The sequence below is a fragment of the Clostridium sp. genome, assembly GCF_021372645.1.
Taxonomy (GTDB): Bacteria; Bacillota; Clostridia; order Clostridiales; family Clostridiaceae; genus Clostridium.
This window is the reverse complement of sequence record NZ_JAJFUC010000103.1, coordinates 13,877-40,355: the sequence shown is the minus strand read 5'-3', so window position 1 is coordinate 40,355 and position 26,479 is coordinate 13,877. Positions and strand designations below refer to the sequence as shown.

Below are 26,479 nucleotides of genomic sequence, written 5' to 3'. Positions count from 1 at the left end.
ATTTCCCATTAAATTATTCACTGTTCTATAAGACTATTAACTTAAATTTAATTATCAAATAATCTCTCTTTATTTTATCTCTTCTTTAATAATATGCTAAAAACTTTATAATTTAAAGAAAAAAAATAGAGATAACAAATGTTATCTCTTAAGATAATTTACCATTCTCCCGGAGAAGCAACTACTAATACATTAACTGATTTTCTACCCCAACTATTACATTCACTTGACGAATTAAGGTATATGTCAATCTTATTGCCCTTTATAGCACCACCTGTATCAGCTGCAATTGCATATCCATATCCATCTACATAGACTTTACTTCCTAATGGAATTACACATGGATCAACTGCAATCGTACTTAAACCGCCTTCATTTCTAACAGGTGTTCTTCCTGTAGCAGTATTAGAATGGTTACTGTAAGCTGTTGCTGTGCAATTAAGCTTTTTCTTATAAGTTATGCTATCTCCGCCTCTGCTTGCATACACTTGACCAGTTCCTTTTACCACTATTTCATTTTGTGGTTCTAAAATAGTTTTAGTGCTCTTTACATTACGAGAAATTTCTACTCCATCTTTATATACTACTTGATAGGTAATTTCCTTCTCGCCATTATTTCCTTCACTCTTAACCTTTTGAACACTACTATCTAGATTTGCATCTTTTTCAACTATTGTATCAAATTTAATTGCTTCTTTCTTAACAATATCTTTTGTTTCTACTTTAACGAGTTGTACACTTAAGTTACCTTCTATTTTAGAATCTAACGAAGGTGATACTTCATCTACATTTTTGTCAAATTGGATCCCTTGTTCTTTTAATGTAGTTCCTTCTGCATCTAGCATATCTTCAATAGTATTTTCTGCTGTTTGCACTTGTACTTTTATTCCATTTGAATTAATTTCCACTGGAATAGCTGTCTTTAATTTAATAGTTTCTTTCTCAGATACTTTGGATTCCAATGATGGTTGCACTATATCTTTAGGCGCTAATTCTATTCCCTTTTCTTGCAACACATCTTTAACAGTCCCCTTGTACGTGACAAAAGTCGCTTCTTTACCGTCTATACTTATTACGAGCGTTTTTCTCATGCTCATTATTGTCACTAATGCAACAATTACAACTGCCATTGCAATTGTTCCAATTATAATTTTTGCCTTGGTCGGACCGTTAGAAAAACTTTGTTTAATAAATTGTTTCAATTTTTCTACCATTAGTTTCCCTCCTTTGGCAAGAGTGTTCTTTGAATTATATATTAATAACCCAAATTTGTCAAATTCATAACCTCTTGCATTATAATGAAGCATAGTAATAATGCACTCTGTGCATAAAAATATAATAATATAAAAATGATAGCTGATTTTAACGCTACTCCATTATATAGTTAGAAATGCAATGATATTTAATTGTAAACTTTTGTATTTAATTTATTATTAATTGAGTACAAGAATTATTGTTTTGAGTGTACAAGTTATATTTTACCTTAATTTTCCTTATTAATCAACCTAACAAAATTCTCATTAAAAGTCAAATTTGCCTTGTATGGGTCAATTTCTTTAATCTCTGCAATCTTAGTTATTATATATTCAATATAGTCCGATTTGTTCCTTTTTCCTCGGTTTGGCTCTGGCGTCATATACGGACAATCTGTTTCAACAAGAATTTTTTCTAGTGGTATTTCCTTAGCTACTTCAACAAGCTTTTTTGCATTTTTAAAAGTAACAACACCTGTGAATCCTATGTAATAGCCTAGACTTATACACTCCTTTGCAAACTCTACACTCCCTGAAAAACAATGCACTACCCCTGTAACTTGTGGAAATTCCCGCATTATTTTCAATGTATCTTTATGTGCATCTCTATCATGAATAACAACTGGAAAATTCAATTCTCTTGCTAAATTCATTTGTCTTCTAAATACTTCTTTTTGAATATCCTTTGGTGGATTTTCATCCCAATAATAGTCTAGGCCAATCTCTCCTATTGCTACTATATTATCATTATTTTTAATATAAGCTTTAATCTCATCTAAAGTATCTTCCTTCATTTCATTAGCGTTTTCTGGATGTATTCCTAGGGCTCCAAATATAAAATCATAGTCTTTAGTTAATTTATCTGTAGTTTTTAAGCTAGCATATGATGCTGCACAATTTAATACTCCAATGACTCCATTTTCTCTAATTTCATTTAATACTCTTTCTCGATCTTTATTAAAAGCCTCATCATCATAGTGTGCATGACTATCTATTATTTTAAATTTTTCTTTCATACTTAGTATCATCCTTCCTGTTAAGTACATTAAAGATAATGTTATTCCATCAAATCCAATTATCAAAATGTCTTCTGGAATTTTATATTCTCTTCTTTGTAAGATCTTTTATTCCTCCTATAGCTATTATATCATTAGAATAAAAAATAGCGTCAACAGATTCACATTTATCAATTATTTGATTAGTTATTTCAATACCACCTTCTAAAGAAAATTTACTTTCAAAAATTAACGATTTATTATAAATTCCATGCTCAGTCATAATCTCCTTATATCTGTCTACAAATACAAATGGTATGTTATTGAATTTTAATAGTTTAGCACTAGCCTCACTTTCTTGTCCTGGAATTAAAATTATTCCATCAATTAATACCTTTCCTGGTCTTAAATAAGTTTTTCTAATACTGATTCACCAATTGTGTTTTCAGGCATTTCTAATTCAAAATTATCTGCTATTGTAGCTCCAATAGCTGCAAAACTATTGCTTGTTTCCATTAATCCATTTTCAATCATAGATGGTGAATATGATAAGAAAGGAACAAATTCACGTGTATGATCAGAACCTTTATAAGTTGGATCATTACCATGGTCTGCAGTAATTATTAGTAAATCATCTTCTTTTAATTTACTTAATACTTTTCCTAAGTTTATGTCAAATTTTTCTAATTCCTCTGAATAACCAACTGGATTTCTTCTATGTCCCCATAATGCATCAAAATCAACTAAGTTAACAAAGCATAATCCATTAAAATCTCTATCCATTATTTCTAATGTTTGTTCCATTCCATGGACAGAACTTTTTGACCTGTTTGATTCTGTTATACCTTCACCATCAAATATATCTCTTATTTTTCCGACAGATATTACATCAAATCCATTATCTTTTAATACATTAAGTACAGTTGCTCCATATGGTTTTAATGCATAATCATGTCTATTACTTGTACGTTTAAATTCACCTTTTTTCATTCCTAAATATGGCCTTGCTATAACTCTTCCCACTTTCCATTCGTCTATAAGCGTTAATTCTCTTGCAATTTCACAGCAACGATAAAGTTCATCTAATCCAAATGCTTCTTCATGACCACAAATTTGCAAAACAGAATCTGCTGAAGTATATACAATCATATCACCTGTTTCTATTTGATACTCTCCAAATTCATCTAAGATTTCTGTACCACTAGCACTTTTATTTCCTACAATGTTATGACCTGTTCTTTTTACTAATTCATCTAATAATTCTTGTGGAAAGCCTATATCCGTAAAAGTTTTGAATGGAGTTTCTATTTTTAATCCCATCATTTCCCAGTGACCAGTCATTGTATCTTTGCCTACGCTTGCTTCTCTCATCTTCATAAAATAACCTAAAGGTTTTTTAACTGGATCTACATGTTTGATAGGATGTAAATTAGCTAAACCTAACTTTTGTAGATTAGGCAATTTAAAATTTTCCACTGATTGCGATATGTGTCCAAGTGTATCTACACCAATATCTCCATATTCTTTTGAATCAGTCATTTCCCCAATCCCAAGTGAATCTATTACTATTGTAAAAATTCTATTATATTTCTTCATAGCTCATCCTTTCTAAGCTTAGAATGCTTAAATCTATCCTTGTACTCATTAAATAATTTATTTTTTAACCATTTGAACTATTATTCTTTCAAATCTTCTTCACCAAAAGACATTGGTAATAATTCTTCAATATTAGTAATTTTCTCTGTATTTTTATTAGATAGGACTATTGGTGTATTTTTTTCTAATAACTCTACTAACACTTGGCGGCAAGCTCCACAAGGAGTTGCTAATATTTTTCCATTACTTACAATAGCTATTGCCTCTATATCATTTTTACGATATCCATTTGAATAAGCTTGAAAAATTGCATTTCTTTCAGCACAATTTGTCAGTCCGTAGGATGCATTTTCGATATTTGCACCTATGAAATATTTTTTATCTTTAGTTAAAACACAAGCACCAACATAGTATTTTGAATAAGGTGCATATGCATTTTTCATTGCTTCAAAAGCTCTATCTAAAATATCTTGATATTTCTCCATATTTCACATCTCCCATAATTAAATAATTTTTTCACCGAATTATTTATTCATATCAGCTTTTATTAAATTTCTAATCCCTTCAATTGCAACCTCTATTGCTGTTTCTGTATCATGTGCTTGCATATTTTCTAATCCTGCCTTTTCACGTTCTTGATTAGCAATTACTAAAAAGACTGATCCTACTCTTACTCTTAAATAACTTCCTACTATAAACAACGCAGCTGATTCCATTTCCGATGCAAGACATCCACATCTTAACCACGCATCCCATTTACTCATTAATTCATAGCTAACCGGTTTTGTTTCTGGTGAATGCTGTCCATAAAATGAATCTTTACATTGAACAACCCCAGCATGATACACTTTATTTAAACCCTTAGAAGCTTCTACCAACGCATTTGCAACATCAAGATTTGCAATAGCCGGAAATTCAATCGGTGCATATTCCTTACTAGTGCCTTCTGCTCTAATTGCTCCAGTAGCTACAACTACATCTCCACCTTTAACATTTATATCCATTCCACCACAGGTACCTACTCTTATGAAAGTATCCGCTCCACAGTTTACTAATTCTTCTAATGCTATAGCAGCTGATGGACCACCTATTCCTGTTGATGTAACACTTACTTTAACACCATCTAAGAATCCAGTATAAGTAACATATTCTCTGCTATCAGCAATTAACTTTGGATTATCAAAGTGTGCAGCTATTTTTTCACATCTCTTTGGATCTCCTGGCATTATAACGTACTTTCCTACTTCTCCCTCTCCAACATTAATATGATATTGTTTTCCTGAACCTTGTGAGTAATTCATGTTGATCCCTCCATTTGCTTTTTATATAAACCGCCTTTAGTATACGATTACAATAGTACCAAAAAAAAAAGCACTGATCGTTTCTACTTGTCTATTAAGTTGTATTTTTGTATATTTCTAGAGCATAACATGTCTATTATTTCATGTCAAGTTTTTTCATACTCTATAGTTATTATTATGTGCCAATCTATGATAAAATATAAATAGTAAGCTAGACCATATGGTGCTTTATGAATGCTTAAATACTATTTGTAATAATTTAATTGCATATATTATAAAATTAAAGCTATAATTAATATAAATAAGCTATTTAATTGAAAATTTATAATTTCATTAGTCTACTTGTCTAGACAAGTTTGTATTCTGTAGAAAGGTGATATTTTATGAATGAATTTTGTATAATTGAAAAACAAAAGGAATTAAGATGCGTAAGCGTATATAATCAACTTTTTAAAATGATAAATGAAGGTATCTTTCCTGAGGGAAGCAGATTACCATCAGAGCCTGAACTATCAAAATTAATTGGTGTTAGTAGAACAACTTTAAGGCAGGCACTTGCATTATTGCAAGATGATGGACTAGTAAATAATATTCGAGGTAAAGGAAACTTTATAGTGAAATCGAAACCTAATAACGATATTGGATTAGAAACCATAGGACATCCTATATACAAGTGTATGAATAATACCATTGACGATATTGAAATGGAGTTACGTATAGAACCATCAACAGATTATTTTAATCAAATTTTAGTAAAGAAAACTTCTGCTGTGGTATTGGTAGATAGATGGTACAAATCTCAAGGTAGCACCATAGCTTATTCTTTTACCTTATTACCAATTGAAACTATTTCAAAATTTAATGTGGATTTAAATGATCAGGACAAATTTTTAGAATTTCTAGAAAAAGATCTTTATGAAATATCTAGTAACATATTAGTTGAAATAAAATATTCAACTTCTGGAAATTTTGCAGCTAAAACTCATCCTATTTCACCTGAGAATCAATTCCACTTAATACAAGAAACTATTCATAGAGATTCTGGATTTCCCATTGCTTCTAATAAACATTATTTACCTATAAAATCTAGTTCTATTAAGCTTCATCCAAATAAAATCGACTTAAAATTTAGCTAAACATAATATTAATACATTTGACACCTAATTGACATATTTTTGTCGTAAAATTTAAATTGTAAAGTAGTTAAAGCATTATTATTTATCCCTTTTAACCATTACTATTATATGGCTAAAGAACGGCTCACCCCCCTAAGTGAGACGTTCTATTTTTTTGTGTTTATTTTATTAAATATAACATTTATATTTTTACATTTTTATAAGGTCTCACTTCAACTTTTTTAAAGCTTATCTTACTATGCTTCCAGTCTCAAGTTCACCTGGATCTATTGCTTTTAATATACTATCATCATCAGTTGCAGCACATAAAATCATACCTTGTGATAATTCACCTCTAAGTTTTACTGGTTTTAAATTAGCAACTAATACTACATTTTTTCCAATTAACTCTTCTGGTTTATAATAATTTGCTATTCCTGAAACTACTTGCCTTTCTTCTCCACCTAAATCTACCTTTAATTTTAATAATTTTTTAGCTCCCTTTATTGGTTCACATTCTAATACTTTAACCACTCTTAAATCAAGCTTCTCAAAATCATCAATTGTTACTTCTTCTTTTATAGGAGTTATTTCTCTCTTAGTTGGTTGTGATGCAGCCTTTAACGCTTCCAATTCTTCCAACTTTTTATCAACGTCTATTCTCGGGAATAAATTTTCAGCTTTAACCACCTTAATTCCTGCTTTTGTTCCATTAAATGACTTTAATGAATCCCATGAAACTTCTGACGTATTTATTTGTTCATTAATCTTCTTAGCTGTATCTGGCAAAAATGCTGAAATCATTACTGACGAATATCTAAGACTTTCAGCTAAATTATAAAGAACTGTTCCAAGTCTAGCCTTTTTACTTTCATCTTTAGCTAATATCCATGGAGTTGTTTCATCTATATACTTATTAGCTCTTCCTATTAATTCAAAAATATACTCTAATGCTTGTGGTATATTTAATTCATTTATTGCTTCTTCAATTTTAATTGGTGCTGATAATGCTAAACTTATTAATTCATCATCAATATCTTCCTTTTCAACTTGTGCTGGCATTTCCCCACCAAAATATTTTTCAACCATTGCCACAGTTCTTGATAAAAGGTTACCTAAATCATTACAAAGGTCAGAATTTATCTTCTTTATAAATATTTCATTATTGAATAATCCATCTGCTCCAAATGGAATTTCTTTCAATAAGTAATATCTTACAGGATCTACTCCAAATTCATTTACAAGAACAACTGGATCAACTACATTTCCCTTAGATTTTGACATCTTTCCACCATCAACAAGTAACCATCCATGACCAAATACTTGTTTTGGAAGTGGTAAATCTAAAGCCATTAACATAATTGGCCAATAAATTGTATGGAATCTTAAAATATCTTTTCCTATTAAATGTACATCTGCTGGCCAAAACTTTTCATATAATTCCTTATTATCTTGGCCATATCCCAAAGCAGTTATATAGTTTGATAATGCATCTATCCAAACATATACAACGTGACTTTCATCAAAAGTTACAGGTACTCCCCAGTTAAAGCTTGTTCTTGAAACACAAAGATCTTGAAGACCTGGTCTTAAGAAATTATTTAACATTTCATTTTTTCTTGATTCTGGTTGAATAAACTCTGGATGATCTTCAATATATTTTATTAATCTATCAGCATATTTACTCATCCTAAAGAAATAAGCTTCTTCCTTTGATTTTTCAACTGGTCTTCCACAATCAGGACAGTTTCCATTTTCTAATTGAGTATCAGTCCAAAATGATTCACAAGGTGTACAATACCAACCTTCATAAGAACTCTTGTATATATCTCCTTGATCATATAATTTTTTAAATATATCTTGAACTGCTTTAATATGATAATCATCAGTAGTTCTAATGAATTTATCATAGCTTATATTCATCATGCTCCAAAGGTCTTTAATCCCAGCAACAACTTCATCTACATGTTCCTTTGGCGTAATTCCCTTTTCCTCAGCTATCCTTTGGATTTTTTGACCATGTTCATCAGTTCCTGTTAAGAACATTACATCATAGCCTGTTAATCTCTTAAACCTAGCTAGTGCATCAGCAGCTACAGTAGTATAAGTATTTCCTATATGAAGCTTTGTTGATGGATAATAAATTGGTGTGGTTATATAGTATGTTTTTTTACACATTCTTTGTGCTCCTCCTTATTTTTAAACAATGAGTAACAATTTAAAAATTTCTCATTGCAATTTTACATTTTAAATTAAATTCTCTTTTTTCTAAAAAAAATCTCTATATAGGTATATTAAAACCTATATAGAGACGTATTATACGCGTTACCACTCTAATTTTCACTTATTTCACAATAAGTAACTCAATATGTGACTATCATCACCCTGCAATATAACGGTTGCTACCGCACTTCCCTAACCAAATCATCTTGGCTCAAAAAATATGCTCTAAGACCATCTTCATAAAATTCACAAACGCTAATTTTCAGCATATATTAGCTCTCTTATGGAATGATTCTTTTACTACTCTTCTTTTCACAGCATTTATTTTATAGTATTTATCCTTAAAAACTATTTTATACTATTTTTTTTATATAATCAATTTATATTTTAACAAAATATCCTATATAAGATATTTTTCATTTTCAAAATGATAAATATTATTCCATAAATTCCTCAATATCATTAACTTCCTTAATCATATCCTTTGTTAAAACTTCACAACCATTTTTAGTAACTAAAATATCATCTTCAATTCTTATTCCAATACTTTCTTCACTTATATATATTCCAGGCTCTACTGTAAATACAATACCTTCCTCAAATATAAATTCCCTTCCATGCATCCCCAAGTCATGAGTATCTAATCCTAAATTATGCCCAATGCTATGCCAATAATACTTGCCAACTTCACTTTTTTCTTTTATAAGCCCCAACTTTATACATTCTTCAGCAATTAAATCTTTTGCCCATATATTAAGTTCCTTAGAGTCAACTCCTGGTTTTATCCTTTCAATGACTGCTTTGTTTACTCTAAGAACAGCTTCATAAACTTCTTTTTGCCTTTCTGTAAACTTACCACTTACAGGAAAGGTTCTTGTAATATCTGCATTATATGAATTCCATTGAGCACCAAGATCAAACAATATTAAATCCCCATCTTTCAATTCACTATTATTCTCTACATAATGAAGTATAGTTGCATTTTTTCCTGCTGCTGCTATTGTTCTAAAAGCTAAATCCTTAACTCCTTTAGTCTTGCATTCAAAATCAAAATACGCTTCAATCTCATATTCCTTCATTCCAGCTTTTACATTCTTCATTAAGGATTTTACTCCATCAATTGTTATTTCTATTGCCTTTTGCATTTCAGCTATTTCCTGCTTAGATTTAGTCATTCTAAGTGGTGCAATTTTACTTGAAATATTTTTTATTGTAACTTGTGGATATTTACTTTTAATTTCCTTTGCAAAAATATTAGCTACAGAATCCGTTTCGTCAATAGCTTCTCTATATAAATCTAAATACAACTTACTTTCTTCATATGCATTAATAAATTTATTTATATATGAATTAAATTCATTCATATATACAACATCTTCTACTCCACATATATCTTTCCCTTCAGTATCTCTTAAAGTCTTTCCATTCCACATTTCCTTAGCTAAATCCAAGTCTTTTAAAAATAATTTTTCACTTATTACATTGTTGACTTTTGACATTATTAAAATATGTTCTTCTTCTTCAATTCCTGTTAAGTAATAAAAATTCCTATTTGGAGTAAATTTATACAGTTCATCACCTGTCTTTTTAGGTGCCTTTCCTGCAAATAATATTACCATTGAATTATTTTCCATGGTCTCCATGAGTTTAATTCTATTTTCTATATAAACATCCTTATTCATAATTCTGCCTCTTTCTTCCTAATAAATATTTTCTTCTTTTAAATATAATACTCCAAAAAATAATACTAATAAAGGTACTTAAATTAATAAATATTCTGACCTGTAATTATTAGAATTAGAGAAACATATTGACCATAAAAACAGCCATAATTATTGCTGTAATATCTGCGAAAATTGCAGCCCATAAGGTATGTCTTATTTTTTTTACTTTTACAGCACCAAAGTAAACTGTAATTGTATAAAAAATGGTCTCTGTACTTCCCATTACAACAGATGCTATAAGTCCAGTTCTTGTATCTGGACCAAAACTTTTTATTACATCGGTGAATACACCAATTGCTCCACTTCCTGATAGCGGCTTTATTATTAGCAATGGAATAAGTTCCTTAGGTAATCCTATCAAATTCGCAAGTGGTGCTATTAAATTATTTAATAAATTCATTAAGTTTGCTTCCTTAAATATTTGCACTGCAATTATCATAGCTAAAAGATATGGGAATATTCTTAAGGTTACCATCAATCCCTCTTTAGCGCCTTCTATAAACCATTCATAAACTTTTCTTCCTTTAAACATGCCATAAGTTATTATAAGTAAAAATATTATTGGGATTATGCTCTTACTTAAATAATTTAACATAGTACTATTATTCCTCCTGCAAAAGTTAATTATTAAACTGGATTATTTCAAAATTAGCTGATGTACGTTATTATTTCTCCCCTAAAAATATCTTTGCAATATTTTGCAGCATATTACTCCAACTATTGCAGCTGTTGCTGTAGATACTAATGTTGGCAGTATTATAATTCCCGGATTTATTGAATTACACGCAGCTCGTATAGAAATTATTGTAGATGGAACTAATTGAATACATGTTGCATTTAAAACTAAAAAAAGTGCCATATCATTGGATGCAGTTTCATTACCATTATTAAGCTTATTCATTTCTTCCATTGCTTTAATTCCAAAAGGTGTTGCTGCATTTGATAATCCCATCATATTAGCAGTAAGATTCATAACTATAGCACCTAAAGTCTTTTCATCTTTGGCTGCTTCTTTAAAGATACGCTTTAAGATAGGTTTTAATAACTTAGATATTTTTTCTGTAAGTCCACTATTTTCTGCTACTTTCATAACACCGCACCAGAAACACATTATCCCCGTAAGTTCTATGATAAAAGTTACAGTATTACCACTAGAGTTAACTATTGCTTTAGATATAATTTCACCATTTCCACTTAATAATCCAACTAAACTCCCACAAAATATTAAAAAAAACCAAATATAATTTATCATATTACCCTCCATAGTATAATTATTCTTTACATTTATATTCCTTGCACTTGTTTTTTAGTAGTGATAGGATATAATTACTAAGCATAATTATATTTAGAAGGAGAACTTTTTATGAACAATTTAAATTTAAAAATAGCTCAGCAAGATGTAGAAGAAGCCTTAAAGACTGTTGAAGATATGGAGAAATTTATCAATGATAATGGACCTTCAAAGGAACATTTGAAGGAAAAATTTATCTGCCTATCTAATAGAGTTCAGAATTTAGAAAATATTTTAAAAAGCGAAGGAATCCTTTAAATAAAATAGGGAAGTTTCAAAATTATTAAAAATTTTGAAACCTCCCTATTATTATTTATTAATTTAATTTTCTATTGCAACCTCCTGAACTTTTCTATTTCCCATTAATCCTTTTGCTGTTTTAATAAATACAAAAAGTGTGATTATAACCGATAAAACGTCGGATGTTGCGCCAGCAATCCATACCCCATCTAAACCCTTAAACATTGGAATTATTAAAAGGCACGGAATTAATATTATAACTTGTCTTAGTAGACTTAAGAACATTGATATCTTAACTCGTCCAATTGATTGAAAGTAATTAGTAACTATAATTTGTCCCCCTATGAATGGTAACATAATTAAAAATATCCTCATTCCATGTGAAGTGATTTCTATAAGTGAAGAATCATTATTAAAAATCATAACTAATTTTTCTGAAAATCCTTCAATCACTAAAAAACCCATTGTAACTATTATCGTAGCTGTAATAACTCCATATTTTACTGCTTGCTTAATTCTATCATGTTTTTCAGCTCCAAAATTATAGCCTATTATAGGTTGAAGCCCTTGATTTAATCCAAAAATCGGCATTAAAAATACCATTGCTAAACTGTTTATTATTGTCATTGCACTTACTGCTAAATCCCCTCCATATGTTTGTAACGAATTATTACAAGCTATTTGAACTGCACTTTGCGCAAGTTGCATACTAAATGGACTTATTCCTATTGCAAAAATACTTAATACTACACTTTTATCTAATTTTAAGTTTTTCTTTCTAATTTTAAGAGTACTAGAACCTTTAGTAAAATAATATATAATCCCAATACTACTTACTATTTGTGCAACAACGGTTCCAAGTGCTCCTCCTCTAACACCAAGATTTAATCCAAATATGAATATAGGATCTAAAATAATATTTATAATAGCACTTATAAGCATAGATGCCATAGCTATTTTAGGACTTCCATCACTTCTAATTGAATGGTTAAGACTAAAACTTATCAAATTAAATATACAACCTATAAAAATTACTTGAATAAATTGTTCCCCATATCCTATAATATTTTCACTTGCTCCAAACATTTTTAGAAGTGGATTAGCAAATAAAAGTCCGAATATTGTTAACAAAATACTTATTATTATTATTAAAGTAAATGCATTACCTAAATGTTTCTCTGCACCTTCTTTATCATGCTGTCCAAGTTTTATTGATATTCTAGTAGCTGTCCCAATTCCAATTAACATACCAAATGCTAAAATTATAAACATTAATGGCATAGTCACTCCAACTCCTGCCATTGCAAGGCTTCCTATTCCTTCTATGTGTCCAATAAATATTCTATCTATTATATTATATAAAGTATTAACTAACATACCTATAATAGCTGGAATTGAAAATTCCAATAATAATTTTCCTACCTTCATTTCGCCTAAACGTTTCTGACTATTCATAATTATCCTCCTTAGTAATTAAAAACTTTTAGATAATTTATTTAATAATTTCATTAATTCTTGAGATTCTTCATTAGTAAAACAATTTTTAACCTTAGTTTCCCACTCATCCATTATTAAATACACTTTTTCTCTTATTTGATCTGCCTTTTCTGTAATTTCAAGTTTGTAAGCTCGTCTGTCATTTTCTTTTTTTACTCGCTTTACATAACCCTTATCTTCTAATTTTTTTATAGCCCTTGCAGTAGTTGCTTTATCTAATTTAACTTTCTCCGTTAACTCTTCTTGTGTTATCCCATCACATCTGTAGAGATTTAATAAAAATGTATATTCACCTGCACCTATTCCAATTTTACCAAATTCCTTATTGAAATAAATACAACTCGATTTGTGAATATCGCTAATATACTTGCCTATATGTTGATAACTTTCCATATTAATTCTCTCCTGTCATTATTAAAGCAACATAGTTTTCATAACCTAATAGTTGCAATAACAACTATTTTAGCATTAATTAGTTGCAACCGCAACTAATTAATCTAAAAATCTATATCTAAATGAAAAATTCTAAAATTTAATAAACACAAAAAAGAACTATTCTAAAATGAAGAAAACTCATCTTAAACTAGTTCTTTTATTTTAGGCATATTCAAAAAAATAACAAGTGAGTATACCTTAATTAAATTGTACTTTCTCTTTCGATTAATTGATGTTCTAAAACATAATGTGGTTCTTCTAATTCTTTTTGGTTTAAAAGTTTAATGAGCATTCTCATAGCAACTGAACCCATATCATAAGTTGGTTGAGAGATTGTTGTAATCTTAGGATAGAATATTGATGCTGCAAAATTATCATTAAATCCTATAACGCTTACATCTTTTGGAACATTAAATCCATTCTCTCTTAGAGCATTTATTGCTCCCATTGCAATATCATCAGATGCACATACAACACCCTCAAATTTCTTATTTTGCTTTAGGAATTTTTGTATACCTTCATATCCACTTTTAACCTTTATTGATTTAAGATATACTAATTCTGGATCTATTTCAATTCCTGCTTCTTTCATAGCATTTTCATATCCAATATATCGATCTCCCCAAGCATTCAATTTATCTTTTTCAACACCTATAAAGGCAATGTTCTTTATTCCCTTTTGAATTAATAACTTTGTACTATCATAACAGCCTTTAACATTATTAATAGTTACACTTGGTAATACCCCGTCCTTATCTTTTGTCTCTACTAATACCGTTTTTAAATCTAATTCATTGATTAGTTCTAAAATTTCTTCATTTAGAGAACTACTCATATAAATTACACCATCAACCATCTTTTCTCTAAGTACTCTTAAATATTCCTTTTCCTTTTCTATATCAAGGTCTGAATTACACAATATTATATTGTAATCGTATATATTTGAAACATCTTCCGCACCTCTTACAATTTCTGGATAAAATTGATTTGATATATCTGGAAGCAATATTCCTATTGTTTTTGTTCTTTGAGTTTTTAAACTTCTTGCGACTATGTTTGGTCTGTATGAAAGTTTTTTTATTGCTTCTAAAACTTTTTTCTTAGTATCTTCATTTACTACATCGATGTCATTTAAAACTCTAGAAACGGTTGCAATTGATACTCCAGCTTCTTTTGCAACATCCTTAATAGAAGTAGCCATTATTATTCCTCCTTTGAATTATTCTAGATAATTCCATTATACTAATATATCATGTTATAAATCAACAATACTATAAATAATTTATTATTTTATAATAAGTTTTATCAGAAATCATAATTTTTAATCTCAAATTTATAACTTTATTGAATTGATGTAGAATATTAGCTATAAGAATCCATATTCTAAAATTACAAAATATAGTCTTAAAAGCAGAATAACTAGGAATCTCAATAAATTCTTTCAATTCCTAGTCAATATTTAGGTATTAAATATGCATTATTACTACTTTATAACTTCAACATTCATATTTAATGCTTCACTATTTATAATAGTTTCGGCATATCCTGCTTCTGTATTATAAATAATTTCACAAGTTAAAGTTTCTTTCTTAATTATTTCTTCAAACTTTTCAATAACACCTATCAACATATCATTATTGGCTACATAAAGTTTTATCTTATCTGAAACTTCAAAACCCTTATCTTTTCTCATATTTTGAATCTTTGAAATAATTTCTCTTACATGCCCTTCTTCTTGAAGTTCTGGTGTAATTGTTGTATCTAAAACAACTCCAAGTTCACCTTCTCCAGCAAATGCATATCCTTCTAGCCCTTGCATTGTAACTAAAAGATTTTCATTTGTAAGAGTTATTTCGATACCATTAACATCAATAGTTTCACTTCCACCATTTTTAATTTTTTGAGCTAATTCCATTTGATCTTTCTCTGAAATTGCTTTCTTAATTTGTGGAATTAATTTACCATACAATTTTCCTATAACTGGTAAGTTAGGTTTTATTTCAAAGTTTACATATTTTGAAAGATCAGCTCCAAGCTCAACTTCTTTAATATTTAATTCTTCTTTTACAATATCTCCATAGTATGCTGGAAGTGACTTTGTTGAAATTAGTATTTCTGAAAGTGGTTGCCTGTTCTTAATATTAGCAGCATTTCTAGCACTTCTTCCAAGTTTAACAAGTGTATAAGCTAAATCCATGTCTTTCTCTAAATCTTTATTTATAGCTTCCTTATTAACTTCTGGCCAAACACATAAATGAATACTTTCATCTGCATTTTTATCAAGATTTACAACTAAATTTTGATAAATTTCTTCTGTCATAAATGGTACAAATGGTGAGGCAACTTTTACCAAATTTGTTAATACCTTGTATAAAGTTACATAAGCACCTATCTTATCATCACTTAATTCTTGTGACCAATATCTTGATCTATTTCTTCTTACATACCAGTTTGATAACTCATCTGTAAAATCTTCAATAGCAAGAGCTGATTGAGTGATTTTATAAGTATTTAAATTACCGTCAACAGTTTCAATTAATGTATTTAATTTTGATATAATCCATTTATCCATTACATTATCTGAAACAAAATCTGCATACTTTGTTGGGTCAAAATTATCTATTTCAGCATATAAAACATAAAATGAATATACATTCCATAATGTTCCTAAGAACTTTCTTTGAGCCTCTCCAACATCATCAATTGAGAATCTTGTTGGAAGCCATGGTGCACTTGCAGTATAGAAATGCCATCTTGTAGCATCTGCTCCTTGACTGTTTAATACTTCAAATGGATCTACAACATTTCCTTTATGCTTAGACATCTTAAGTCCTTTTTTATCTAAAACATGACCTAATACGATACAGTTTTCAAATGAATTTGTATCAAATATACATGTTGAAATAGCAAGTAATGTATAGAACCATCCTCTAGTTTGATCAACAGCTTCTGAAATAAATTGAGCTGGGAAATTTGCTTCAAAAGTTTCCTTATTTTCAAATGGATAATGCCATTGAGCAAAAGGCATTGAACCTGAATCAAACCAACAGTCAATTACTTCACGAGTTCTAGTCATTTCCTTTTCGCAATTTGGACATTTTAATTTTATTCCATCTACATAAGGTTTGTGCAATTCTACACCCTTACAATCTGTAGTTGCTTTTTCTTCTAATTCTGATCTACTACCAATACATTCCTTATGACCACATTCACATTCCCATATAGGAAGTGGTGTTCCCCAATATCTATCTCTTGAGATACCCCAATCAATAACATTTTCAAGGAACTTACCAAATCTTCCTGTTCTAGTGTTATCAGGATACCAATTTATTTTATTATTATTTTCAAGTAATTTATCTCTAACTTGAGTCATTGCAACAAACCAACTATCTTTTGGATAATATAAAAGTGGAGTATCACATCTCCAGCAATGTGGATATGAGTGAGTGTGCTTTTGCGCACTAAATAGTTGATTATGCTCTTCTAAATACTTAACAATGCTTTCATCACATTTCTTAACAAACTTTCCTGCCCATGGTGTAACTTCTTCTACAAAATTACCACTTGCATCTACTAAGTTTACAAAGGTAATTCCATTTTTCTTTGCAACAAGACTATCATCTTCACCATAAGCTGGTGCAATATGTACTATTCCAGTACCATCTGTAAGTGTTACATAATCACCATGTATTACTACAAATGCTTTTCCTTCAACTTTAGCAAAAGGAAGTAATTGTTTATATTCTACACCTAATAATTCTTCACCCTTGAATTCTTTAACTAATTCATATTCTGTGTCACCTAATACTTTTGTTATTAAATCCTTAGCTAAAATATAAGTTTCTTCGCCTACCTTAACTTCTGCATATGTATATGATTTATTAATACATAAAGCTAAATTAGATGGTAAAGTCCAAGGTGTTGTTGTCCAAGCTAATATATACTTGTTTTCTTCTCCTTTAACTTTAAACTTTGCAGTTGCCGTTAAATCTTTAACATCCTTATATCCTTGAGCTACTTCATGAGATGAAAGTGCAGTTCCGCACCTTGGACAGTAAGGCATTACCTTATGACCTTGATATAGTAATTTCTTATCCCACATTTGTTTTAAAGCCCACCATTCAGACTCAATATAGTTATCATGGTACGTTACATATGGATCATCCATATCCACCCAATATCCTATTTGCTCAGACATTTCTTTCCATAGGCTTACATATGAAAATACACTCTCTTTACATTCCTTAACGAATTTCTCTACGCCAAAATCTTCAATTTGTCCTTTGCCTGAGATTCCAAGCTTCTTTTCTATTTCTAATTCTACTGGAAGACCATGAGTATCCCATCCAGCTTTTCTTATAACCTTATATCCCTTCATAACTTTATATCTAGGAATTATATCTTTCATAACCCTTGTTAAAATATGACCAACATGAGGTTTTCCATTTGCTGTTGGAGGGCCATCATAGAAAGTAAAATACTCTCCATCTTTGTTTGAATCAAAACTCTTCTTTATAATATCTTTTTCTGTCCAAAACTTTGAAATATCTTTTTCCATGCTTACAGTGCCTTTTGACGAATCTACTTTGTTATACATTAAATTTTCCCCTTTCATTTTGAGTAAACTATATATTTTTTCTTTTAAGAAATGTTTCCCTATTATATATTTTTTTAGACGTAAAAAAACTCCATCCTACAGGACGAAGTTAAATTCGCAAACCACCTAAGGCTAAACATTTAACCTCAAAATTAAATGCTTTATTTCAAGTACATAAATACTCTATCCTTTAACGCAGGCTGTTACGTGATGACTTATTTGGCCAGTTTTGCCTTTCAGTCTCCAACTCCTAGGTGATTTTCTCTAAGATTTAATATAGCTTTTCACCAGACAGCTACTCTCTAAAAATAACATCAAAGATAATTTTCCTAATCATAGTCTTTTATTGTAATAATTATATATTAATGATTTTTAAATGTCAATTAATAGTGAAGCTTGTTCAGGATAAACTAATAAAAGTTTATCCTACACTTATTTATGAACATCTTATATAATTCGATACCTTGTTAACCCTAATTTTTACTGCATATATCCTTTTTAGATAATATATCTTGTTATCTTATTATCTTTATATTCTGGCACTATTTCCATAATGCTCTTTTTAGTGCAATATTCAATGTCATCATTTAACTTTAAAGATTTCATAACTGAATAATGTGTGGCCTCTTTTACGTAGCTTATTATATCAGGATTTTCTTCATATACCATATTAGCTGTCTTTGCTATATCTGTAAGTTCTAAGTTCTTATCAGTCTTTAACATTTCATTAATTATATATCCACCACAAATATAATCATCCATCGAAAAATTGCCACTTGTTCCTGCATTAATGATAACTACATCTTCATTTATCTGCAGTAATTCTTTAGCTACTGCTTTTGCATTTATCATAGCTGCTATTAATATTCTTTTAGCAGAAGTTGATTTTGTAAGAGTTCTAGTTCCATTTGTAGTAGTCATTAATACTGTCTTATTTTTTATTACTTCTTCTGTATATTCTAATGGAGAATTAGATAAATCAAAGCTGTCTATTTTAACCGCTCTTCGTTCTCCTCCTAATATGTAATCTTCTCTATTAAGCTTACTAGAATGTTCTAAGGTTTCTTTAATTGTTAAATAAGGAATAACTTCTTTGCACCCATTATTTAGTGCTGTAACTATTACAGAAGTTGCCCTGAACATATCTATTACAACTGCAATCTTATTTTCAATTTTACTTTCAATTATATGGTCTGCTGATATTATAATATCTACTTTCAATTTATTTCCTCCATACTTATATCTTTGGGTTAGCTATATCTTGTGTGAAATTTAAGCTTAAAAAATATTATATTAATAAACCTATTATCCACTTATTACACAAAATTTTTTCCCTGCCATAAATCATTATCTTCTAAAGCCTTATCTATTGAATTTAAAACTTCCCACTTTTTCAAGCTCCACATAGGTCCAATTAAAAGTTCCCTTGGTGCATCCCCTGTTAATCTATGTACTACCATATCTTTAGGAAGTATAGATATGCCTTTTGTTATTAACTCTATATAATATTCTTGTGATAAAAATTCAAGTTCACCTTTTTCATATATTTTTACCATTGGTGTTTGCTTCATTAAATGAAGTAAATGAAACTTAATTCCCTTAGCCCCTGAGTGAGAAATATAATCTATGGTTTTTAACATCTCTTCTTTAGTTTCACCTGGTAGTCCTAAGATGTCATGTACTACTACATCAATATTTCTTTCTTTTAGTTTTTTCATTGCCTCATTAAAAGTTTCTAATTTATATCCTCTATTTATTCTCTTAGCAGTTTCATCATTTGAAGTTTGAAGTCCAAGTTCTATCCAAAGATAAACTTTACTATTTATCTCTTCTAATAAATCCAATATATCATCACCTAAACAATCTGGCCTTGTTGCTATTGCAATTGCTACAACACCCTCTTGGTTTAAAGCTTCCTCATATTTGATCCTTAATTCTTTAGTTGGTGCATATGTATTAGTATAAGCTTGAAAATAGGCAACATACTTTCCATTCTTCCACTTATGTGCCATCATTTCTTTTATGTCATTAAATTGCTTTGTAATAGATAATTCTCTATCTCCAGCATAATCTCCTGAACCGCTTTCACTGCAGAAAAGACAACCACCACTACTTATCTTTCCATCTCTATTAGGACATGAAAATCCGCCATCTAGAGATATTTTAAATACCTTTTCTCCAAATTTATCTCTTAAAAAATAGTTTAAGCTGTGATATCTCTTTCCATTCCAAAAATTATTCATACTTCCTCCTGATTTCCACATCATCAGTAAATGTAAAAAATTCTACAAAATTTATTGATAAGTTTTTTAAATTCAAATTAATTTTTCTTTCTTTATTGTACATTGTACATTATTAAATGTACATTAGGAATCTGAAAGAAAATAATAGACTAACATAGTAGTTACTTTTTGAAAATGACTTTTTTAAATATTATAGATTTAAAGAATAAATCAAAAGTAAACTTTATATATTAATAAAAGGAACATTCTTCAAGGAGGATAAATATTGAAAAAGAAATTAGTTAGTATATTTCAAGTTGCCACAGTATTTATTGGGACAATTGTTGGTGCTGGACTTGCTTCTGGAAAAGAGATTACAGAATTTTTCACTATGTATGGAGTAAATAGTTTTTTAGGAATTATAGCTTGTGGCATTTTCTATATTATAATGGGTTCTATAATCTCAAAGATAAGTATTGATTACAATCTTAGTTCATACAGTGATGTTATAAATATAATAAGTCCTAATATATTAGGGAAATTTACCGGATTTATAACTACCTTTTTTCTTATTTCTAGCGCTTCTATAATACTAGCTGGAAGCGGGGCCTTAATTCATCAATTTTTTGGGATACCCCAAATACTTGGCTCACTAATAATGATTTCTATTGCCGTATTCTTTCTACTCCGTGATACTGAAGGCTTAATTGAGGTTAATTCTTTTATTGTTCCAGGATTAATTGGAACACTTACCTTAATTACATTTTTATATTTTTCATTTTGCAAAGATACAATTTCATTTAGTAATATATCTAACTTTCCACCGCAAAAATCAGGACTTGCTATTTCAACAATATTGTATGCAGGATATAATACTCTGTCAGCTTCAGGAGTTTTGGTTCCACTTAGTACCCAAATGAAAAAAACTAAAACTATGATTATTGGAGTAATAACAGGTGCAATTGGACTCACTATGCTTTGCTTAATGATAAATTTATTATTAACAGTTAATCAACCATATATATATATATATGAAATTCCACTACTTTTTGTAGCAAATAGGTTTGGTAATATAATTCAAGCTTTATTACTTGTAATTATTTGGCTAGAGATGTTTTCTACTGAAGTTTCAGATATATATTCAATAAGTAAGACCTTAGAGAAATCATTTAATCTTAAATTTAAAAAGGCTATATTTATAGTTTTAGGTGTTGCTCTTTTAATTTCTCAATTTGGCTTCGGAAATCTAATAACTAAACTATATCCTATGTTTGGGTTATTAAGTTTAATTTTCATATCTCAATGTATAATATTCTTCTATAAACATAAAAAAGATTTTTCTAAGGTATCTGAAAAATAAATAAAGACACTCCACTCACATTCACTCACTTAGTAAGTCATTCACATCAAATCATAGATTTGGGTTCTCTACTTATGATATACTCTTTATAAAAATATTTTAATAATTAGGCATATGGAACAAAATAGACTAGCATACTGAAGCGTTATTTTTTGAATATGCCTTATCTTGAAGGGTTTGATTTATATGAATTATTTAGATATGTTAGATGAATGTACTCTTTGTCATAGAAATTGTAAAGTTAACAGAAATGATAATCAAATGGGATTTTGTAGAGCTTCAAATAAAGTGAAAATTGCTAGAACTTCTTTACATCTTTGGGAAGAGCCACCTATATCTCAGGGTAATGGTTCTGGTACTGTATTTTTTTCTCATTGTAATTTTAAATGTGTGTTTTGTCAAAATCATGATATAAGCCAAGGAACTAAAGAAAATATTTCTTCTACCTCTTCTTTAAACAATATGAAAATTCAAAATTCAATCAATGAATCGCTTGTTACTGGGATGGAAGTATCAATTGAAAGGCTTTCTGAAATATTTTTAGAGCTTCAAGAAAAAGGAGCAAATAATATTAATTTAGTTACTCCAACACATTATGTTCCTCAAATAATAGAATCATTAAAAATAGCAAAGAGAAATAAATTAACAATTCCTATTCTTTATAACACAAATGGCTATGATTCTCTTGAAACAATAAAATTATTAAATGGATATATTGATGTTTATCTTCCAGATTTTAAATATTTTAATGATAAGTACGCAATTAAATATTCTAAAGCTAATGATTATGCTTCTAATGCCATAAAAGTAATTGATGAGATGATAAGTCAAGTTGGTGAGCCTAAATTTGACTCAAAAGGCCATATGATTAAAGGCATTATCGTAAGACATCTAATGCTTCCAGGACTTCTTTTTGATTCAAAAAAGGTAATTGACCTTATTTACAATAGATATGGTGATAACATTTATATAAGCTTAATGAATCAATATATACCTATGTTTAAAGCTTGTGATTACCCAGAAATAAACAGATCCCTAAATCCAAAACATTATGATAGTCTAATTAATTATGCAGTAGAACTTGGAATTACAAACGGATTTATTCAAGAAGAAGGTACTAATACTTCTGATTTTATTCCTTCGTTTAATTTAGAAGGCGTAAAAAGATAAACTACACTTATGCATCCCCCTTTATTTCAGTGGGCTATACGCATAAGTGTAGTTTTCACCTTTGGTATCTAATTAACCTAATAATAAAATTTAGGTATTTCTCTTCTATTATCTAAACCCAGTACAATTGGTGGTATAAACTCATTTCTTGTCCATAACCTACTTGATTCGGTAGTGGTAAGTTCTGCTAATCTAGTTACTCCGACATAAACATCTGATATTTTATACCATGTTGCATAATCAACTACGCCTGTTTGTGGTAATGTAAATATTTGTTGAAATACTTTTACTGCTTCTGCTGTTTTAGCTGTATATTGTCCATCTTCAGCAACCTTTGGTATCAATGGATAATTTCTTGATATTCTGTTTAATTGACCTTGAATTGTTCTAACTGGTGGGCCAGATGATCCAATTGTTAACTCTTCTCCAGGGTATGATATAGGACTTCCAGCAACTTTTTCAGCTGTAACTAATTCAATGTCGTCTCCATAATAATATTTCAATATCTCGTATGGAACTTTGCCCTGCAAACTCAAATATTGGCTATCCCATTGACTTAACCATTGTGGGCACTGAACACTCTTACCATCACAATATTGTGTGAAAAGTGGTTGTTTCTTACCAATTCTCCTTACATAAGTAGAAAATATCTCATCTACAATTATACTTATATTATCATAAATATTTCTTCCATAATTAAAAGCTTGATCATAAGCAGTTGAACTTGTAAGATCAAAATTCTTACCTTTACCTCTATACCACTCTGTATAGATTCTATTTAACGTAAATGATATCATACAAAAAACATTTGCTCTTATAGCTGATTCAGTCCAAGTTGAATATATTTCGCATGATGCAACATTTTTAATGTAATCTTTAAATGGTACTTTATAATTTGGTGCTGATGGATCATTTGGACCTCCTTGATGAACAATGATATATTCTGGCACTATAGGTTGAGGCAATACAACTCCTGAGCTCGGTGGTGGCAATGGCTTATCAACTTCCTCAGGTATCTTTGGCGGAAAATTTCCATTTAGTGTATTTGGTTGTATATCTATAACCTCCTGCCTCATATCACCTCTTCCTAAACTGCTTTCTAAATTAGATATTTGATACGCAACTTGTGTAGGAAATACTTGGCACCCTTTTATTATTATTGGCTTAAATCCATTTCTTTCGATAGTTAAATCATATAAACTATAAGGTGTTTTATTACTATTCTTATCTAAAGAATATTCTATGGGTGGTGCTTCTAATTCTATTTCATTTGTTAATCCAACTGAATTCGTAACTAACTCAATACTTTTTAAATTTTCAGATCCTGCTGATCCCTTTACAGTTATCTTAGCACCATCAATTGGAATGTAATCATTACCTCTAAAGCATTGCACCTTCAATCTACCCATATTGGGTTTAGCTGTCCCATTACTCATATTATCCATAATTCTTCCTTCAATATTTTTCCTCGAAATATTATATTTATCAAATGTATTATTTGTTACTAGTACATCCTTATGATTTATATTTCCTCTACTTAAAATAGCATTTAGATCTTCTTTAAGTAAACTTAAACTATCCAATGCACACACTTCTCCATATCCCCATAATGGATTTGGATATGTTACATCTATACGTCTTCTTTTTGCTCCTTTTATTAAATAATATTTCAATCTTTGTCCAAACATATATGGATCATTTCCTTTAACTATACCCCACTGCATAATTAGTGCACATATCCCAGATACTTGAGGAGTTGCCATTGATGTTCCAGTCTTACTATCATAACTTCCATTAGGAACTGGACCCATTATATCTTCTCCTGGCGCCACTAAATCAGGCCTTACTAAACTCCCTTGATTTTGTGCACCTCTTCCACTAAATGATGAAAGATTATTCGTTCTATAATTATAACTTCCAACTGCAATTATATTATCTACTGTTGCTGGTATCCCTAAAGTATTGAATTGATTTGGCTCTAAAAATTTTGTTTTAGGATTAAGACCCTCTAACACCGGAAGCCATATTGAATATGTACCTAAGTACTCATTCAAGACATTTATTTCTAAAGTCCATACTCCGTCAGAAATATATTCAGCTCTAGTAGATAAAATTATTTTAATTTCACTATTTAGTTCAAAGGGTTTAGCTCCTGCTACATATATATCATATCTATCACTTCCTACAGCACCTTGAAGATATCCTTCTTGTATATTAATATTTCCACTACTCCGCCCTGTTGGGCTTATTATATTAATTGATATATTAGGTAAAATTGACTTATATAAATTCATAACAACTGATTGTTCATCACTTGCTATGTTGAAAATTTCTCTTTGAGTCTTATTTAATGTACCTCCAACATGATGCCCTGCATCTCCTTCATTTCCAGCAGCTATAACAATGGCTACTCTCTCCAAATTAGAAACTGTTCTAATATATTGTTCCAATAAGCTACTTCCATTATGAGCCCCATCATTTGTGCTTAAGCTAATACTAATAATTAAAGGCATATTGAGTTCCTTACTCTTATCTAATAAGAACTTAATCCCTTGCATTATTTGAGAACTTAATATTGTTACCCCTCTTGCAGCCTTCACCATTGCTATTGAAGCATTAGGTGCTGCTCCTTTATACATCGGATTTATATTTCCTCCAGCGCATGCAATTCCTGCTACATGAGTTCCATGCCCCGTATTGTCAATAGATGGGATTATTGAATATGGGTTAGTAGACTTTATTGCTTCATTTATCATTTGCTTATTATAAATATTTCCTCCAGTACTTAAATCATAAATATACTCTATTCTTGTTGTTCCACTAGTGTTCATAAATGCTGGGTGCGTATAATCTATTCCTGAATCTACAAATCCAACTAGCACACCTTCGCCTGAAACATTATAATCAGGAGTTAATTGAAGTATGCATGATACCCTATTACTTTCTTGATCTTGCTCATATAAATTTTTAGGTAATTCTATATATTGAATAGTGTTGCTTACTGATAGTTCCTGTAACTTATTTATTGGTATATTAATTATTGCAAAGTTAAATCCTAAATCCTGAAATTTTCCACCTAAACTTTCAATAAATGCCTTTGTTTGATCTGCACTATTTCTATATAGAATAACAAGCTCTATATTATTACTTTGGTTTTCTAAGTTAAATTTGTAACCTAATTTATTTAATATTGCCGTTGGCACATTAGTTAATAACCCTATTGATGCGTCAGTCTTTGACGATATTTGTCTTTTTAAATTAGCTATAATAACCACACCCTAAATAAAATATATACATATACTATGCAACTAAATATCCATGTGTAACAAAAATAGAATTATTTACAATGGAGTATAAACTATCATGCATATGATTTCATAAAGAAAAATAAACAAAGAAATAGAGAATAATTAGAATAACCAATTACCCTCTATTTCTTTGTTTATTTCTATATTTAATC

General features: G+C 29.6%; 21 protein-coding genes and 1 other annotated feature. Of the genes, 4 read left to right on the top strand and 17 right to left on the bottom strand.

Annotated elements, in window-relative coordinates; genetic code table 11:
• Nucleotides 1-158: 158 nt before the first annotated feature.
• The 6 genes from LLF98_RS15180 to udp form a co-directional block, all read right to left on the bottom strand.
• A complete protein-coding gene (locus LLF98_RS15180) occupies nt 159-1,214 on the bottom strand; it encodes a 3D domain-containing protein (RefSeq protein WP_291705080.1) in 1,056 nt (351 codons plus the stop codon).
• 269 nt (nt 1,215-1,483) lie between these two features.
• Nucleotides 1,484-2,269 carry a TatD family hydrolase gene (locus LLF98_RS15175; RefSeq protein WP_291705078.1) on the bottom strand — a complete coding sequence of 262 codons (786 nt, stop codon included), beginning with the start codon at nt 2,267-2,269 and terminating at the stop codon, nt 1,484-1,486.
• An 82-nt stretch (nt 2,270-2,351) separates the two neighbouring features.
• Nucleotides 2,352-2,531 (bottom strand): hypothetical protein, encoded by a 180-nt coding sequence (locus tag LLF98_RS15170; RefSeq protein ID WP_291705076.1) that lies wholly within the window; start codon nt 2,529-2,531, stop codon nt 2,352-2,354.
• Nucleotides 2,532-2,653: 122 nt separating this feature from the next.
• The gene (locus LLF98_RS15165; protein WP_291705074.1) at nt 2,654-3,844 is read right to left on the bottom strand and encodes a phosphopentomutase; all 1,191 of its coding nucleotides are present in this window, start codon (nt 3,842-3,844) and stop codon (nt 2,654-2,656) included.
• Between the two features lie 80 nt (nt 3,845-3,924).
• Nucleotides 3,925-4,329: a cytidine deaminase gene (gene cdd / locus LLF98_RS15160; RefSeq protein ID WP_291705071.1), complete on the bottom strand. Its 405-nt coding sequence runs from the start codon at nt 4,327-4,329 to the stop codon at nt 3,925-3,927.
• A gap of 39 nt (nt 4,330-4,368) precedes the next feature.
• Complete coding sequence (gene udp / locus LLF98_RS15155; protein ID WP_291705069.1) at nt 4,369-5,145, bottom strand: uridine phosphorylase; 777 nt, start codon at nt 5,143-5,145, stop codon at nt 4,369-4,371.
• A 383-nt stretch (nt 5,146-5,528) separates the two neighbouring features.
• Between udp and LLF98_RS15150 the strand changes: the two genes are divergently transcribed.
• Nucleotides 5,529-6,281, top strand: coding sequence for a GntR family transcriptional regulator (locus tag LLF98_RS15150; protein ID WP_291705067.1), 753 nt, complete (start codon nt 5,529-5,531; stop codon nt 6,279-6,281).
• Nucleotides 6,282-6,509: 228 nt separating this feature from the next.
• Here LLF98_RS15150 and metG read toward each other — a convergent pair whose 3' ends face one another.
• The 4 genes from metG to LLF98_RS15130 all read right to left on the bottom strand — a co-directional run bounded on the left by metG (nt 6,510) and on the right by LLF98_RS15130 (nt 11,459).
• Nucleotides 6,510-8,438 carry a methionine--tRNA ligase gene (gene metG / locus LLF98_RS15145; protein WP_291705065.1) on the bottom strand — a complete coding sequence of 643 codons (1,929 nt, stop codon included), beginning with the start codon at nt 8,436-8,438 and terminating at the stop codon, nt 6,510-6,512.
• Nucleotides 8,439-8,564: 126 nt separating this feature from the next.
• Nucleotides 8,565-8,808: a binding site (T-box leader), on the bottom strand.
• Nucleotides 8,809-8,920: 112 nt separating this feature from the next.
• Nucleotides 8,921-10,165 carry an aminopeptidase P family protein gene (locus LLF98_RS15140; protein ID WP_291705063.1) on the bottom strand — a complete coding sequence of 415 codons (1,245 nt, stop codon included), beginning with the start codon at nt 10,163-10,165 and terminating at the stop codon, nt 8,921-8,923.
• Nucleotides 10,166-10,280: 115 nt separating this feature from the next.
• Entirely contained in the window at nt 10,281-10,802 is a 522-nt protein-coding gene (locus LLF98_RS15135; RefSeq protein WP_291705060.1) for a nucleoside recognition domain-containing protein, read from the bottom strand.
• Nucleotides 10,803-10,883: 81 nt separating this feature from the next.
• Nucleotides 10,884-11,459 carry a nucleoside recognition domain-containing protein gene (locus LLF98_RS15130; protein WP_291705059.1) on the bottom strand — a complete coding sequence of 192 codons (576 nt, stop codon included), beginning with the start codon at nt 11,457-11,459 and terminating at the stop codon, nt 10,884-10,886.
• Nucleotides 11,460-11,570: 111 nt separating this feature from the next.
• On the opposite strand from LLF98_RS15130, the gene LLF98_RS15125 reads away from it, so the two are divergent.
• Nucleotides 11,571-11,756 (top strand): hypothetical protein, encoded by a 186-nt coding sequence (locus LLF98_RS15125; protein ID WP_291705057.1) that lies wholly within the window; start codon nt 11,571-11,573, stop codon nt 11,754-11,756.
• A gap of 63 nt (nt 11,757-11,819) precedes the next feature.
• On the opposite strand, the gene LLF98_RS15120 is transcribed toward LLF98_RS15125, so the two are convergent.
• From LLF98_RS15120 to LLF98_RS15095, 6 genes are all read right to left on the bottom strand, one after another.
• A complete protein-coding gene (locus tag LLF98_RS15120; RefSeq protein WP_291705055.1) occupies nt 11,820-13,193 on the bottom strand; it encodes an MATE family efflux transporter in 1,374 nt (457 codons plus the stop codon).
• Nucleotides 13,194-13,211: 18 nt separating this feature from the next.
• On the bottom strand, nt 13,212-13,628 hold the full coding sequence (locus LLF98_RS15115; protein ID WP_291705053.1) for a MarR family transcriptional regulator: 417 nt from the start codon (nt 13,626-13,628) through the stop codon (nt 13,212-13,214).
• A 244-nt stretch (nt 13,629-13,872) separates the two neighbouring features.
• The gene (locus tag LLF98_RS15110; protein WP_291705051.1) at nt 13,873-14,871 is read right to left on the bottom strand and encodes a LacI family DNA-binding transcriptional regulator; all 999 of its coding nucleotides are present in this window, start codon (nt 14,869-14,871) and stop codon (nt 13,873-13,875) included.
• Between the two features lie 282 nt (nt 14,872-15,153).
• Entirely contained in the window at nt 15,154-18,267 is a 3,114-nt protein-coding gene (gene ileS / locus LLF98_RS15105) for an isoleucine--tRNA ligase (protein ID WP_291705049.1), read from the bottom strand.
• Nucleotides 18,268-18,765: 498 nt separating this feature from the next.
• A complete protein-coding gene (locus LLF98_RS15100; protein WP_291705047.1) occupies nt 18,766-19,488 on the bottom strand; it encodes a 2-phosphosulfolactate phosphatase family protein in 723 nt (240 codons plus the stop codon).
• A 95-nt stretch (nt 19,489-19,583) separates the two neighbouring features.
• Nucleotides 19,584-20,510, bottom strand: a complete 927-nt coding sequence (locus tag LLF98_RS15095; RefSeq protein WP_291705045.1) for a TIGR01212 family radical SAM protein — start codon at nt 20,508-20,510, stop codon at nt 19,584-19,586.
• 265 nt (nt 20,511-20,775) lie between these two features.
• Between LLF98_RS15095 and LLF98_RS15090 the strand changes: the two genes are divergently transcribed.
• Together LLF98_RS15090 and LLF98_RS15085 are read left to right on the top strand one after the other, a co-directional pair.
• On the top strand, nt 20,776-21,849 hold the full coding sequence (locus tag LLF98_RS15090) for a transporter (protein WP_291705043.1): 1,074 nt from the start codon (nt 20,776-20,778) through the stop codon (nt 21,847-21,849).
• A gap of 186 nt (nt 21,850-22,035) precedes the next feature.
• Nucleotides 22,036-23,019: a radical SAM protein gene (locus LLF98_RS15085; RefSeq protein WP_291705041.1), complete on the top strand. Its 984-nt coding sequence runs from the start codon at nt 22,036-22,038 to the stop codon at nt 23,017-23,019.
• Nucleotides 23,020-23,096: 77 nt separating this feature from the next.
• On the opposite strand, the gene LLF98_RS15080 is transcribed toward LLF98_RS15085, so the two are convergent.
• Nucleotides 23,097-26,285: a S8 family serine peptidase gene (locus LLF98_RS15080; protein ID WP_291705097.1), complete on the bottom strand. Its 3,189-nt coding sequence runs from the start codon at nt 26,283-26,285 to the stop codon at nt 23,097-23,099.
• Nucleotides 26,286-26,479: the final 194 nt, after the last annotated feature.

What these genes read in the sequence shown, in the direction of transcription:
- LLF98_RS15180 (WP_291705080.1), bottom strand. Translation starts at nt 1,214, where the DNA reads ATGGTAGAAAAATTGAAACAATTTATTAAACAAAGTTTTTCTAACGGT.
- LLF98_RS15175 (WP_291705078.1), bottom strand. Translation starts at nt 2,269, where the DNA reads ATGAAAGAAAAATTTAAAATAATAGATAGTCATGCACACTATGATGAT.
- LLF98_RS15125 (WP_291705057.1), top strand. Translation starts at nt 11,571, where the DNA reads ATGAACAATTTAAATTTAAAAATAGCTCAGCAAGATGTAGAAGAAGCC.
- metG (WP_291705065.1), bottom strand. Translation starts at nt 8,438, where the DNA reads ATGTGTAAAAAAACATACTATATAACCACACCAATTTATTATCCATCA.
- ileS (WP_291705049.1), bottom strand. Translation starts at nt 18,267, where the DNA reads ATGTATAACAAAGTAGATTCGTCAAAAGGCACTGTAAGCATGGAAAAA.
- LLF98_RS15135 (WP_291705060.1), bottom strand. Translation starts at nt 10,802, where the DNA reads ATGTTAAATTATTTAAGTAAGAGCATAATCCCAATAATATTTTTACTT.
- udp (WP_291705069.1), bottom strand. Translation starts at nt 5,145, where the DNA reads ATGAATTACTCACAAGGTTCAGGAAAACAATATCATATTAATGTTGGA.
- LLF98_RS15115 (WP_291705053.1), bottom strand. Translation starts at nt 13,628, where the DNA reads ATGGAAAGTTATCAACATATAGGCAAGTATATTAGCGATATTCACAAA.
- LLF98_RS15170 (WP_291705076.1), bottom strand. Translation starts at nt 2,531, where the DNA reads ATGACTGAGCATGGAATTTATAATAAATCGTTAATTTTTGAAAGTAAA.
- LLF98_RS15140 (WP_291705063.1), bottom strand. Translation starts at nt 10,165, where the DNA reads ATGAATAAGGATGTTTATATAGAAAATAGAATTAAACTCATGGAGACC.
- LLF98_RS15150 (WP_291705067.1), top strand. Translation starts at nt 5,529, where the DNA reads ATGAATGAATTTTGTATAATTGAAAAACAAAAGGAATTAAGATGCGTA.
- cdd (WP_291705071.1), bottom strand. Translation starts at nt 4,329, where the DNA reads ATGGAGAAATATCAAGATATTTTAGATAGAGCTTTTGAAGCAATGAAA.
- LLF98_RS15110 (WP_291705051.1), bottom strand. Translation starts at nt 14,871, where the DNA reads ATGGCTACTTCTATTAAGGATGTTGCAAAAGAAGCTGGAGTATCAATT.
- LLF98_RS15120 (WP_291705055.1), bottom strand. Translation starts at nt 13,193, where the DNA reads ATGAATAGTCAGAAACGTTTAGGCGAAATGAAGGTAGGAAAATTATTA.
- LLF98_RS15085 (WP_291705041.1), top strand. Translation starts at nt 22,036, where the DNA reads ATGAATTATTTAGATATGTTAGATGAATGTACTCTTTGTCATAGAAAT.
- LLF98_RS15165 (WP_291705074.1), bottom strand. Translation starts at nt 3,844, where the DNA reads ATGAAGAAATATAATAGAATTTTTACAATAGTAATAGATTCACTTGGG.
- LLF98_RS15095 (WP_291705045.1), bottom strand. Translation starts at nt 20,510, where the DNA reads ATGAATAATTTTTGGAATGGAAAGAGATATCACAGCTTAAACTATTTT.
- LLF98_RS15130 (WP_291705059.1), bottom strand. Translation starts at nt 11,459, where the DNA reads ATGATAAATTATATTTGGTTTTTTTTAATATTTTGTGGGAGTTTAGTT.